This window comes from Pigmentiphaga sp. H8, assembly GCF_003854895.1.
Lineage (GTDB): Bacteria > Pseudomonadota > Gammaproteobacteria > Burkholderiales > Burkholderiaceae_B > Pigmentiphaga.
Map to the genome: position 1 here is coordinate 3,460,488 of NZ_CP033966.1, position 13,058 is coordinate 3,473,545.

12 protein-coding genes and 2 tRNA genes are annotated in these 13,058 nt (G+C 67.3%); 7 read left to right on the forward strand and 7 right to left on the reverse strand.

Features of this window, described 5'->3' with window-relative positions:
• Positions 1-400 precede the first annotated feature (400 nt).
• Both rluB and scpB read right to left on the reverse strand, forming a co-directional pair.
• Positions 401-2,062 (reverse strand): 23S rRNA pseudouridine(2605) synthase RluB, encoded by a 1,662-nt coding sequence (gene rluB, locus EGT29_RS16355; RefSeq protein ID WP_370282403.1) that lies wholly within the window; start codon positions 2,060-2,062, stop codon positions 401-403.
• 101 nt (positions 2,063-2,163) lie between these two features.
• A complete protein-coding gene (scpB, locus tag EGT29_RS16360) occupies positions 2,164-3,120 on the reverse strand; it encodes an SMC-Scp complex subunit ScpB (protein WP_124689978.1) in 957 nt (318 codons plus the stop codon).
• Positions 3,121-3,437: 317 nt separating this feature from the next.
• Here scpB and EGT29_RS16365 point away from each other — a divergent pair, with 317 nt between their 5' ends.
• Positions 3,438-4,355: a DMT family transporter gene (locus tag EGT29_RS16365; RefSeq protein ID WP_124689979.1), complete on the forward strand. Its 918-nt coding sequence runs from the start codon at positions 3,438-3,440 to the stop codon at positions 4,353-4,355.
• Positions 4,356-4,374: 19 nt separating this feature from the next.
• Here EGT29_RS16365 and EGT29_RS16370 read toward each other — a convergent pair whose 3' ends face one another.
• Complete coding sequence (locus EGT29_RS16370; RefSeq protein WP_124689980.1) at positions 4,375-4,644, reverse strand: DUF1488 family protein; 270 nt, start codon at positions 4,642-4,644, stop codon at positions 4,375-4,377.
• A gap of 239 nt (positions 4,645-4,883) precedes the next feature.
• Here EGT29_RS16370 and siaA point away from each other — a divergent pair, with 239 nt between their 5' ends.
• The 6 genes from siaA (at position 4,884) to EGT29_RS16400 (ending at position 10,928) form a co-directional block, all read left to right on the forward strand.
• Entirely contained in the window at positions 4,884-6,890 is a 2,007-nt protein-coding gene (gene siaA, locus EGT29_RS16375; RefSeq protein ID WP_124689981.1) for a biofilm regulation protein phosphatase SiaA, read from the forward strand.
• The gene (gene siaB, locus EGT29_RS16380) at positions 6,890-7,432 is read left to right on the forward strand and encodes a biofilm regulation protein kinase SiaB (RefSeq protein ID WP_124692392.1); all 543 of its coding nucleotides are present in this window, start codon (positions 6,890-6,892) and stop codon (positions 7,430-7,432) included. The genes siaA and siaB overlap by 1 nt, the downstream gene beginning before the upstream one ends.
• Before the next feature lie 18 nt (positions 7,433-7,450).
• Positions 7,451-7,828, forward strand: a complete 378-nt coding sequence (gene siaC / locus EGT29_RS16385) for a biofilm regulation phosphoprotein SiaC (RefSeq protein WP_124689982.1) — start codon at positions 7,451-7,453, stop codon at positions 7,826-7,828.
• Positions 7,829-7,839: 11 nt separating this feature from the next.
• The gene (siaD, locus tag EGT29_RS16390) at positions 7,840-8,628 is read left to right on the forward strand and encodes a biofilm regulation diguanylate cyclase SiaD (protein WP_124689983.1); all 789 of its coding nucleotides are present in this window, start codon (positions 7,840-7,842) and stop codon (positions 8,626-8,628) included.
• 137 nt (positions 8,629-8,765) lie between these two features.
• On the forward strand, positions 8,766-10,787 hold the full coding sequence (locus tag EGT29_RS16395; RefSeq protein WP_124689984.1) for an FUSC family protein: 2,022 nt from the start codon (positions 8,766-8,768) through the stop codon (positions 10,785-10,787).
• Positions 10,788-10,851: 64 nt separating this feature from the next.
• Positions 10,852-10,928: transfer RNA gene (locus tag EGT29_RS16400), tRNA-Met, on the forward strand.
• Positions 10,929-11,083: 155 nt separating this feature from the next.
• On the opposite strand, the gene EGT29_RS16405 is transcribed toward EGT29_RS16400, so the two are convergent.
• From EGT29_RS16405 to EGT29_RS16420, 4 genes are all read right to left on the reverse strand, one after another.
• Positions 11,084-11,497 (reverse strand): type II toxin-antitoxin system HicB family antitoxin, encoded by a 414-nt coding sequence (locus EGT29_RS16405; protein ID WP_124689985.1) that lies wholly within the window; start codon positions 11,495-11,497, stop codon positions 11,084-11,086.
• A gap of 78 nt (positions 11,498-11,575) precedes the next feature.
• Positions 11,576-11,752: a type II toxin-antitoxin system HicA family toxin gene (locus EGT29_RS16410; RefSeq protein ID WP_124689986.1), complete on the reverse strand. Its 177-nt coding sequence runs from the start codon at positions 11,750-11,752 to the stop codon at positions 11,576-11,578.
• 251 nt (positions 11,753-12,003) lie between these two features.
• Positions 12,004-12,080, reverse strand: a tRNA-Met gene (locus tag EGT29_RS16415).
• Positions 12,081-12,121: 41 nt separating this feature from the next.
• Complete coding sequence (locus tag EGT29_RS16420) at positions 12,122-13,057, reverse strand: 3-keto-5-aminohexanoate cleavage protein (protein ID WP_124689987.1); 936 nt, start codon at positions 13,055-13,057, stop codon at positions 12,122-12,124.
• Position 13,058 lies beyond the last annotated feature (1 nt).

Here is a 13,058-nt window from a genome sequence, read left to right on the forward strand (position 1 = left end):
TGGCCCATCGCCCGGCACAGGCCAGGAATCCGACGGACACGAACCGGAAAACCAAAAAAAAATGGGCTGCACGGCCCAGCCCATTTTGCGACATCGTTCCGATCGCGCGCTTACGCGCCGCATGACCCGAACGACCGCCTGTTCTGTTGTCGGAGGACTCAACCGGGAACCAGCCTTTGGGCACGAATGCCGCAGACCGCCTTTCAACCGGAGAACCCTCCTGCCCTGTACACACCAGCCACCCCCTGAAACGCCGGGGGCCGCCATCGCGCAAGGTGAAGACCGGCTCGAAAAGTGCCCTGATCGTGCACTGAACCCTAAACGCGGTGTCTAGCCTGTAGATGTTAAGCCAAATCGGCCTTTTTTTCAAGCCAATGGCCACCGCGCCACAGGAGTCCGCCTAGCCACGGCCCCGCCGTGCCCGTCCGTTCGCCCCACCCAGGAATCCCAGGTGGGATTCGTGGGCCGAGGCGCCGCGGGGTTGGCGCTCTTCGCTCGGGCCGCGTCCGCCGCCCTTCCCTGCCTTCGGACCGTTGCCGCCCTTGGCGGGGCGGCCGCGCTGGGCACGTCCGCCGGCAGCGGCACCGGCCTCGGGCTTGCGACCCTCGGACCGCCCGCCCGGACGGGCCGGACCTTTCTTCCCTGGCTTGCGCCCGCCGGGCCCATTGGCACGCTCGCCGCCGCCATGGGGATGCCCATTGGGCAGCCCACCCGCGAAACTCTGGCCGGTGCCATACGGATCGGAGGGAAAACTTTGCGCCACGCCCGGCATCGCCGCCTTGCCGCCCTGGATACGGCCCTTGCGGCCGACGCGGGCGCCATGCATGCCGTTCTGCTCCAGCGTGCCGAAGCCCGGGGGCAGCGCGGCCTCATGCGACACGGGTTGCGTGCTGCGCCGGCCCCGGCGCCCGCCTTCCTCGTCGTCCGCGCGGACCAGGCCCAACTGAACCTGCAACGCGGTCACCAGCGAGGGATCGAGTTCTTCCCACCGTCCGCGGCGCAGGCCGCGCGGCAGGGACACGTCGCCGAAACGGGTGCGCAGCAGACGGCTCACCACCACGCCCTGCGACTCGAACATGCGCCGCACTTCGCGGTTGCGGCCTTCCTGCAGCGTGACGCGGTACCAACGGTTGCTGCCGTCGCCGCCCAGGTAGTCCAGGGAGCCGAACGCGGCCATGCCGTCTTCCAGCGGCACGCCTTCGACCAGCGCCCGGCGCTGATCGTCGGTCATCTCGCCCAGCACGCGCACCGCATATTCGCGTTCCTGCCCATAGCGGGGATGCATGAGACGATTGGCCAGGTCGCCGGAAGTCGTGAAGATCAGCAGGCCCTCGGTGTTCAGGTCGAGGCGGCCGATGGACAGCCATTTGCCGTTCTTGATCTTGGGCAGCCGCGAGAACACCGTGGCGCGGCCCTCGGGATCGTCCTGCGTGACGATCTCGCCCGCGGGCTTGTGGTAGAGCACGACCCGCGGCGGGCGCGTGGTATGGCGCCGTTGCACCAGCTTGCCGTTGACGCGGACCTGGTCGTTGGGCGCCACGCGCTGGCCGATGTGGGCGGGTTCGCCGTTGACCGACACGCGGCCAGCCACGATCAGCTCTTCCATCTCCCGCCGCGAGCCGATGCCGGCGTCGGCCAGCACCTTGTGCAGCTTGGGCATGACGGCCTCGCTGGACAGATACTTGCCCAGGCGGCGCTTGAGATCGGGAGCCTTGTCGAGGAAGGACAGCGCCTGGTCGGCCTCTTTCTCGGCCGCGCGCTGTTCCTCGGGGCTCAGGTCGGGCAGCGCCAGCTGCGTGCCATCGGCCTCGGCCTGGACACCCGCTTCGCGGCGCTTCTGGCCCCCGCGCCGCTGCTGTTGCGGCGGCTTCGGACCCTTGGCAGCCCGAGGGCTCTTGGCCTCCTGGGGGCCCTTCGCTGCGCGCGGCTTGCGGCGCTGCGGTTTGGCTTCGGCGGGGAACAGCGCAGCCTGCTCGCCTTCGGCGGCGGGCGCGTCGGCCGGCGCGCCGGCCTCGGGCGCGGCCTCATCGGTCGGACGGCGGCGGCGAAAAGGCGTACGCAAATTCCGCCGGCCCCGGGCCTTTTCCTGCGTGGGCGCACCTGTCTCCGACGGAGCGGACGCCTCCACGCCTTCGGCGGGGGGCATATCGTGCGTGGTTTCGTTCATGTATGGTCTTGGTTGCTTGTCTTCGTAACCGAGGACTCCTCGTCCTCGACGTCCGGCGCCGGCTCGGCGTCAGGCGCTTGCATATCGGCTTCTTCGTGGCCGGCGGGTTCGTCCGCGGCGGCCTCGGCGACGATTTCCTCGTCCACCGTTTCCTGGATGTCCGGCGTGTCGGCGGGAGCCTCGTCCGAGCCGCTGTCGCCGAGGTCGATGCCCTCGGCGGCGACGGCGTCCTCGCCCCCCCGCACTTCTTCGACGATCACCGCTTCTTCGGCGACCACCACCTCTTCGACCAGGACCGCCTCTTCAGCGACGGCCGCCTCGGCGGCCGTATCGTCATTGGCGGCGGCGTCGTCGGCCTCGCCCGGCATGTCCTGCCCGGCCCCTTCCACCGCCAGGGACAGGTCCCCGGATCCATCCAGCCCGCTCAGCGCGGCCACGGATTCGGCGGACTCCAGCGGCGGCAGCTCGTCCAGCGCCTTCAGCCCCAGGTCGTCCAGGAAATGGCGCGTGGTGCCGAACAGCGCCGGTCGGCCGGGCGCGTCGCGGTGGCCGATGACCTCGATCCAGCCGCGATCCTCGAGCGTCTTGATGACCTGCGAGGACACGGTCACGCCGCGGATTTCCTCGATGTCGCCGCGCGTGACGGGCTGCCTGTAGGCCACGATCGCCAGCGTTTCCATGACGGCGCGCGAATACTTCGGCGGCCGCTCGGGATTGAGGCGTTCGAGATAGGGCCGCATGGCGGGCCGGCTCTGGAACCGCCAGCCGCTGGCCAGCGCAACGAGCTCGATACCGCGTTCGGCCCATGACTGGTGGATGTCCTGCAACAGGCCGCGTAGCGTATCGTTGCCGACTTCGTCGGCGAACAGCTTGCGCAGTTCCGACAATTGCAACGGTTCCTGCGCGCACAAGAGCGCAGTCTCCAGCACGAGCCTTGCCTCGCTGGTGTTCATGAGCGTGTGATCAAACGGGCGTAATCCGTATGGTTCCCAATACGGGTTCTGATTCTTAGAGCATGTGGCCTGGACGACCGGCCCGACCTTCAGGGCGAGCTGGCGGAGTTCTACGTTATGCTGAACCGGCCTGTGATGATGCGGGAGCGTTTTGGGAGCCGGGTTCGTGACCACCGGCAAGACCGGCCGCGCCTTGTCGGCGCGGGCGCAAGCCCCTGCAGCGGTTCTTAGTGTAGCGTCTGCACGCGCTTGTCACAAGCCTCCGGGCAAACCGGACCGCACGACCAACCCTGGCCCTCCAACCCACGCCCGCCTCCATGCCTGCCACCCGACTCTGGAATTCCGCCTATTTCCTCCTCATCACCACCGTGCTGTTCTGGTCGGGCAATTTCATCGTGGGACGCGCGGCCGGCGGCTCCGTGCCTCCCATCGCACTGGCCTTCTGGCGCTGGGCCGGCGGCACGCTGATCCTGCTGGTGCTGGCGCGCAGGCATTGGCGGGCCGACCTGCCTGTCATCAGGCGGCACCTGCCCATCCTGCTCCTGCTGTCGCTGCTGGGCATCGCCGGCTTCAACACGCTGGTCTACATCGGACTGCGGGAGACGTCCGCCGTCAACGCGCTGCTGATGCAGTCGGCCATTCCCATGGTGACGCTGCTGTTCTCGTTCATGCTGCTGGGCCAGCGCGCCTCGCTGGCCCAGATCGCCGGCGTGGCCATTTCCCTGGCGGGCATCGCCGCCATCGCCACCCGCGGCCGTCCGCAGGACCTGCTCGCCTTCGCGCTCAATCCCGGGGACGCCTGGATCGTCGCCGCGGTCGCGGTCTGGGGCTTGTACACCACCTTGCTGGCTCGCCGCCCGGCCATCCACCCGCTCAGCCTGCTGACCGTCACCTTCCTGATGGGCACGCTGATGCTGCTGCCGCTGTACCTGTACGAACATGCGCAGGGCGCGCGCATCGAGGCCGGCCTGCCCAGCGCGCTGGCCATCGCCTATGTGATCCTGCTACCCGGCATCGTCGCCAATTTCTTCTACAACCGCGGCGTGGAACTGATAGGCGCGGGGCCCGCCAGCCTGTTCATCCACCTGATGCCGGTCTTCGGCACGCTGCTGGCAGTCGCGTTCCTGGGGGAGCGGGTCCACCTCTTCCATCTGGCGGGCATCGGCCTGATCGCGACCGGCATCGTGCTGGCCACGGTCGCACGCAGGCGGGCCGCGGCGCGGCCAGTATCGTGACAGGGAAGAGCCGGCGCGATTAGGCGCGGAAGTCGCCCGTCCCCAGCTGGACGATGCCGCTGGTGGGCGTGCCCAGGGTTTCCTGCGCCGCGGTCAGGATCTCGTGCCGGCCCCGGTGGAAGGCGGCAAGCAGCGCGTCGGCGGACGCGTCCGAGGCACCGAAGTGCTCGCGCAGCACATCGGCGGAAATTTCGAACTCCTGGGATTTGCGGCCCTCGAACCGGGCGGTGAAGCGAACGGCGCCGTCCAGCACGGCGGGCCGGACTTCTCTGGCAAGCTCCGTGGTCATAAGCCTGTCTCCGATAGTCTGAACCAGCGGTCGTCCCTCGCGACGACCGATTCGCGCATCGCGATCCTTGACTCTAGGCCCAATGGCCGCGCCCGTCCACTGCCCTCCAGGTAATGCGATGCATAAACCTCACCCCGCCTGGCGGGCGGCAGCGCAACGTTTCGTTGCATGCGCCGCGCGCGCCCGGCACAATCGCGGCTTCGCCGGATCGGCATGTCGCGCTTGTCAAGGAAATCCGCATGGCCATGCTGGGTCTGAGGGGTAAATCGCTACTGGCATTGTTGTTCGCCTGCGCCGTGGCCCTGGTGCCGGCGGCGCTGCTGGCCTGGCAGGGCATCAACGCCGTGCGCGAATATTTCGGCGTCGCCTACGCCCGCAACCACACGCTGCTGAGCGAGCAGAAGCTGCTGGCCCCCGTCATGCGCGAGCTGGCGCTGGCCCAGCGCATGGCCAGCTCGACCCTGACGCTGGACTGGATGCGCGACCCGGCCAACCCCGAGAAACGCAGCCGCTTCTTCCGGGAAGCCCGGGGCTACCAGCATGATTTCCGCGACCACTCCTATTTCGTCATCGACGGCACGCCGTCCTACTATTACAACGACGACAAGGGACCTACGGTCGAAACGCCCCGCTACACACTGAAACGTTCCGAACCCAAGGACGCGTGGTTCTTCTCGACCATGCAGGACAGCGCGCCCTACGACCTGCAGATCGACGTCAACCACGTCCTGGGCGTGACCAAGTTCTGGTTCAACGTGCAGGTGCGCGACGGCCAGGAACGGCTGGGCATGATAGGCACGGGCCTGGACCTGACCACCTTCCTCAAGGGCTTCATGGAGGGCGTGGAGCCGGGCGTGAGCACCATCATCTTCGACCGCCAGGGCAACATCCAGGTCCACCCCGACGCCACGCGCATCGCCTACAAGTCCATGACGGCCGAGGAAACCGCCCAGCGCACGGTCCAGGGGCTGGTGGCCCGCGATGCCGAGCGCACCCAGCTGCAGCAGGCCATGGCCGATGCCCTGGCCCGCCCCGGCAGCGCCATTCCGCTGTTCGCCACGCTGAACGGCGCGAAATCGGCCGTCGCGCTGGTCTACCTGCCCGAGCTGCGGTGGTATGTCCTGACGTCGGTGGACCTGGGCATCGCCCGCATCGTCAATTACCAGTGGCTGGTGCCGGCGCTGCTGGCGCTTGCCGCCGTGCTGTTCCTGCTGCTCCTGGGCTTCGGCTACGCGGTCGACCGGCTGATGCTGGCGCCTCTGCGCCGGCTGCAGCACACGGCCCAGGCAATCTCGGCCGGCCGCTACGACGTCACCCTGCCCAAAGGCGGCAGCGACGAGATCGGCGAACTGAGCCGCGCCTTCGGCGTCATGGCCGAGAAAGTCCGCTCGCACACCGCCGAGCTGGAACAGCGGGTGCGCGAGCGCACCCAGGCGCTGGAGGAAGCCAACGAACGCATGGCCGCCACCCACAAGACCATCGACGACTCCATCGACTACGCCAGCCTGATCCAGCGCGCGATCCTGCCCGACCGCCAGTTGGTGCAGTCCCTGGGGCGGCACCATTTCGTGCTGTGGAAGCCCCGCGACGTGGTAGGGGGCGATTTCTACGTGTTCCGGGCCGACGGCGACAACTGCCTGCTGGGCGTGGTCGATTGCGCCGGCCACGGCGTCGCGGGCGCGCTGATGACCATGCTGGCCCGCGCCGCCATCGACCACGCCATTTCCGAGGCCGGCCCGGGCGATCCCGCAGCCATCCTGACGCGCACGGACGCGGCCATGCGGGCCATGCTGAGCGATGCCGAACTGCCGCGCGCGCTGGCCACGAACATGGATGCGGCCCTGGTCTACGTAGACCGGCATGCTGGACAGTTGCGCTTCGCCGGCGCGAAAATGACGCTCTACGCCAGCAGCGGGGACGCGGTCGAGGAATACAAGGGCGCCCGCCGCGCCCTGGGGGAAAAGCGCGTCGGGGAATATACCAACGCCACGCTGCCTCTTGCCGATCGCACCTTCTACCTCGTCACCGATGGCCTGCTGGACCAATCCGGAGGTGAGCATGGCTTCAGTTTCGGGAATCGCCGCCTGGTCGACCTGCTGCAGTCGGTGGCCGGGCTACCGCTCGACCAGCAGGCCCGCGCCGTCACGCAGGCATTGGTAGACTACCAGGGCCGCCAACCGCAGCGCGACGATATTACCGTCTTGTCATTCAAGTTCGAGCAGGCCAACCTTAGCGCGGAGTCATGATGGATTCGATCGACCTTTTCGCCATGCGCGAAAGCTTCACCCGCGACCGCATCATGCTGTGTTTCAACGGCCCCATCTCGCGCAGCCTGATCGAGGAAATCGGCAATGCGCTGCGCAACTACCTGCAGGCGGAGCAGGTGCAGCCCTCGGCGGCCATGGACGTTTTCGGCGCCTACATCGAAATGACTCAGAACATCCGGCACTATGCCAGCGCCCAGGGCTATGCCGAACATGAAGCGATGGCCACGGTCATCGTGGCCAACAAGGAAGACGGCCGCCACGTCGTGTCGGCCGGGAACGTGGTGGAAATCGCCGACGGCCATTCGCTGCTCGGGCGGATCAACGCCCTGGCCCGACAGGACAAGGCCCAGCTCAAGGCCAGCTACAAGGAACAGCTGCGCAAGCCCCGCGACGCGGAGGCCAGCAGCGGCTCGGGCCTGGGTCTGATCGACATCGCGCGCAAGGCCAGCGAGCCGCTCAGCGCCTCGCTGCGGGAAATCGACGCGGGCCGGGCGTTCTTCAGCCTGAGCGCCGTCATCTAGCAAACGAGTACCAGCATCATGAGCAACCTCACGATTACAGGCAGCCAGTCCACTCCCGCCATTTCCGGCGACTGGGACGCCGGCGTCCTGACCATGACCGGCGATTCCTATCCGGAAAATTCCTTCGACCTGTTCAACCAGGTCATCGACTGGGTCGAGCGCTTCCTGGCCGAGTCCAAGCGTCCCCTGTCGCTGGAACTGCATTTGCTCTACCTGAACACCAGCAGCGTCCGCGCCATCATGGACGTGTTCGACCTGCTGGAGGAGGCGCACGGCGGCGGCCACCCGGTCTCGGTCAACTGGCATTACGATAGACGTAACGAACGGGTAGCCGAGCTGGCCGAGGAATTCAAGGAAGACTGCAGCTTTCCTTTCGCCATCGTCGCTCACGACTGACCTTCACGACCATGAAACGCGACATCGAGGACCTCGGCCGGCGCATCGAGCAGTTGCTGGCCCAGCCGGAATACCAGGACCATCCGCTGCGCGGAGCCCTTGATGAAGTCTGGCGCGCCCTCCTCGACCAGACCACCCGGCTGGAGCGCGTCACCCACATCTCCGACGGCTACCAGGCCCTGGTCAAGGAGCGCGAGAACGACCTGGACGGGCGGTTCCAGAAACAATTGCGCAAGCTCGAGAAGCTGGCACGCATCTCCGACCACTACCAGCGCATGATGCAGGACCTGAACGTCGCCCTGAGCGACGCCTCCAACCGCGACGTCCTGACCGGCCTGGCCAACCGCCGGCACCTGATGCACCGGCTGAAGGAAGAAAGCCAGCGCGCCTCGCGCTCGGGCCAGCCGTACACCATCGCCATGCTGGACATCGACCACTTCAAGCGCATCAACGACACGCTCGGGCATGCCGCCGGCGACCGCGCCCTGATCGAAGTGGGCCGCATCCTGCAAAGCTCCCTGCGCGAGTACGACCTGTGCGGACGCTGGGGTGGCGAGGAATTCATGATGATCATGCCCGGCACGACCCTGGTGTCGGCCCAGGCGCTGTCGCAGCGGGTCTGCACCCGCATCCGCGAACACGCCGGCGTGCCGGACGTCGGACAGTCCATCAGCGCCAGCGTGGGCATAAGCGCCTATCGCCACGGCGAACACTACTCCGACACCATCGAGCGGGCGGACGCCGCGCTGCTCGAGGCCAAGCGGCGGGGCCGCGACTGCATCGTGCTGTCCGAGGTCTGAGCCCCGCGCCAGGGGCCGAAATATGACGACGGGGCCCGAGCCTCTATAATCGTCCCGCGGTCCGCCTGGACGGCACCGCAAAGCCGGACACCACGATCCGGCAGAGCTGGAGGAGGCTCAGTTTCAACGGGCCATCGATGCACATCCAGCCTTCCCTCCTGTTTCCCGCTCTTCGCCACCCCGCCTCGCGCAGCTTCGCGCTAAGGCTGGCCGCCGCCTCGATACTGGCCATGGCGGCCGCGACCGCCTTCTCCATCGCCAACCCCTGGTGGGCGGCCATGGCCGTCTGGATGATAGGCCAGCCCACGCGCGGACTGCTGCTCGAACGCAGCCTGATGCAATGGCTCGGCACCCTGGCCGGCGGCCTGGCGGCCGTCGGGCTGACCGCGCTGACGGGCGGCGCCCCGGCCCTGCTGCTGACCGCGCTATGTGTGTGGATGGGGCTGTGCTGCGGCGCCAGCAACCTGCTGCGGCACCAGCGCGCCTATGGCGCTGCCCTGTGCGGACTGACCACCGCCGTCATCGTCGTGCTGACGGCCGGCACGCCGATCGACACAGCCGCCTTCGCGGCGGCACGCGTGCTCGACAACATGATAGGCATCGCCGCTTCGCTGCTTGTCATCGCGCTGTGGAACGCGCCCTCTCCCGCGACCGCCCTGCTGGAGAAGACCCGCGACCTGCTCTGCGCGACGCTGGGCCACGCCGCCCGCCAGCTTGGGCCGGACCCGATTCCCGACACCGCGCCGCGCGCGCGCAAGCTCGTCGCCGCGCTGGCCGAACTGGAAACCACCGCCGAGGACACGACGGCCGGATCCCTGTCCCAGCGGCGCCGGCTCAAGCCCATGCGCGGCTTGCTGGCGGGACTGCTCGACCTGATCGCCATCATGCCGGCGCTGCGCCAGCACGCGCAGGCGCTGGCGCGGCGCCACGCGGAAGACCTGGACCAGTTGCGGGCCAGCCTGGACGACCTGGCCGAGACCATCCAGGCGGGACACGGGTCCTCGCTGGCCATCGTCCGCACCGCGACCCGCCGCCTGCGCGGCGCCGATCCGCTGTTCGACACCTGCCTGGACGAGTTCGAACAGGCGCTTGCGGCCATCACCGCGAGCTACCGGAACATGGCGGCGACCCTGCCGGAACCCTCTCCTTCGCCCACCGCCGCCCATCCGGATATCGCCGGCGTGCGCATCGCCGCCTGGCGGGGCGTGGCCGTCTCGGCGCTTGCCGCGGGGGCGTGGCTGGCATCCGGCTGGGAACCGCTGCGCTACCTGATGCTGGGCGCGTGCATCTTCACCGCTCTGTTCGCCCCGGTCGACGAACCGGTGCCGCTCATGCGGCGCGTATTGGCCGGCGCCTCCGCGGCGGCGGTCGCGGCCTTCGCGTGGCGCGTGGGCATCGCTCCCATCGTGCCCCATCCCTGGCTGTCGCTGGCCCTGGCTTCGCCGCTCATCCTGGCCGCCGCCACCGCCCAGGCGCATCGCGGCACGGCCTTCATCGGCCTGGCCTTCAACATGCTGTTCGCGGTGCTGGCGCAACCGGTCAATACCGAACCCGCCGAACCGATGGCGCTGCTTACGGTCGAGCTCATGCTGCTGGCAGGCATCGCCTGCAGCTACGCCGCCTACCGGTGGCTGATCCCGATGACCACCCTGCGCCGCCGCCGGCACCTGCATCGCGCCATACGCACCGAGATCGCCGCCATCGCGCAGTGGGCCGGTACGCCCATGCGCGCGGCACGCCACCTGGCCCGCCTGCGTTTCCTGGTCCTGGCGCTGATCGCCCGCACCAGCACGGAGGCCGCCACCGCCGACGGCGCGCTGGCGGCGCTATCGCTGGGCCACGCGCTGGCGCGCATGGGCCATTTGCTCGACCGGCGGCCCGATGCGCCGGAAGCGCCGTGGATAGGCCAGGCCTTGCGCGCGATGAGCAAACCGCTGCCCACGCCGCACGATGCCGGCGCGACGCTGCGCAACTACGCCAACCGGGCCCGCGCGGCCGACGCCTCCGCCGCCGTGCCTGCCGCCCGCTGGCTGGAGGAAGCCGCGGAGCACCTGACCGAGCACACGGCATTCTTCCGCGCGCAGCCGGCAAGAGCATGGAGGCAGCGGGTCGCGGACATTTCTTCTTCGCCCGCCCGTGAAGACAGGAAACGCGCGTGAAGGCACCTTCCCACGCTCCAGTTTGCATTGGGAAGATGACAGGGATATAATCTTTTTCTTCAGACGCGGGGTGGAGCAGTCTGGCAGCTCGTCGGGCTCATAACCCGAAGGTCACAGGTTCAAATCCTGTCCCCGCAACCAGATAAGAAACGGCCTCGAACGCATTGCGTCGAGGCCGTTTTGCTTTGCATCCCTCAACCAAACGCGCCCTCGGCGTCGATATCCTCCGCTGCGCGCGGGGCAGCTCTTTGCCCGAGCCACGCCGCCTCCGGCCGACGATCTCTTTCACCTGCTTGTTAACGCACCGACAAGCTCAGCTCTCGCCCTAGGCTGGCAAGCGCGGCAGCAATGGTATCGATCTTGGTGGCATGGCCCAGGTCCATGATGCGGGTGACTTCCTGCTTGCGCGTTCCCAGCCGGCGCGCCAGTTCCACCGGCGCCACGTCCTGGCGGACCATTTCGTTGAGCAGCAGGACCTTTGCCCACAGGCTGGCAGGTAGTTCAACCAGGACCTCACCGGCCTGGGCCTTGGACGGCAGGGGTACGGCCCGTCGATCCTCGAAATAGAAGTCCATGGCCGTGCGCAATGCATCGGCCGCTGCGGCCTCGGCTTCCTCGCGGGTATCCGCAGCCGTCAGAGCTTCGGGGATGTCGCGGAACGACACCATGAAAACGTTGCCATCCGGTTCGATTCGAGCGGCGTAGCGCATCTGATTACCTCTTTGCGTTTGCGTTTGCGTTCGGTGGTACGGTGAAATGCGTTCGGGAAGTCCCTTGCGGCCTCTCAATTACTTGATCCCCAGTTGCTTGAGAATCGCCTTTCTCAGCCCTTCCCCAAGCTCCTGGCTTGGGTGCCTTGGCAGAGTGGTCTGCTTGCCCTGGTAGTACACCTTTGTGTGACCGGCGCCTTCCTTGAATGTGGCGCCCTGGGCAGCTAACCATCGCCGGAACTCGTTAACTTTCACCTCACCCCCGCGTTTGTCGACCCATGACAAAAGTAAACAAAAAAGATTACATGATCAACAAAAAAGATGACTAACGCGTCGCCTTCACCTTCAGTATGCTGGCTTGTGTCTCATCGCCACGGTGACAGACCTCCAGGCTAGACCTGGGTCTGTGGCACTAATGGGAGAGGGAGGTTCTTGAGCAAACGCCCTTGAACGGAAAGTGCAAAGCAAAACGGCCTCGACGCAATGCGTCGAGGCCGTTTTTTATCTGGTTGCGGGGACAGGATTTGAACCTGTGACCTTCGGGTTATGAGCCCGACGAGCTGCCAGACTGCTCCACCCCGCGTCTGAAGAAAAAGATTATACACGTACTCGCGCGGCCGTGCTTTACGCCGCCAGTGCCACCTTCCCTCTTCCCTTCAACCCCAGCATCTCGCGCGCCTCGTCGGGCGTCGCGATCCCGAAGCCGAAGGACTCCAGGATCCCGCGTATCTTGCCCACCTGCTGCGCATTGGAGGTGGCCATCTCGCCCGGTCCGATGGACAGCGAATCCTCCAGCCCCACCCGCACGTTGCCGCCCATCAGTGCGGCCTGGGTGACCAGCGGCATCTGGTGGCGGCCGGCGGCCAGGACGGACCATTGGTAGCTGTCGCCGAACAGCTTGTCGGCGATGCGTTTCATGTGCACGAGATTCTCGGGATCGGCGCCTATGCCGCCCAGCACGCCCAGCACGAATTGCAGGAAGATCGGCCCTTGCACCAGGCCGCGGTCGACGAAGTGCTTGAGGTTGTACAGGTGGCCGACGTCGTAGCACTCGAACTCGAAGCGGGTGCCGTGCCCCCGCCCCAGTTGTTCGAAGATGGTTTCGATGTCGCCGAAGGTGTTGCGGAAGATGGCGTTGCGGGTCTTCTCCAGGTGCTCGCGCTCCCAGGGAAAATCGAAATCCTTCATCTTGTCCAGCACGGGGAACAGGGCGAAGTTCATCGATCCCATGTTGCACGAGGCCATTTCCGCCGAGGCGTCGATGGCGCCGGCCAGGCGCTGTTCGAGCGTCATGGTGTGCGAGCCGCCGGTGGTGATGTTGATGACGGCGTCGGTCTGGGCATGGATGCGCGGCAGGAATTGCCGGTAGACCGCGGGCTCGAAGGCCGGCCTGCCGTCGGCCGCGTGGCGGGCGTGCAGGTGCAGGATGGCCGCGCCGGCCCGCGCCGCGTCCACGGCCTGTTCGGCGATCTGGTCGGGCGTGATGGGCAAGTGCGGCGACATGCTGGGGGTGTGCACCGATCCGGTAACAGCGCAGGTGATGATGACTTTTCTGGGCACG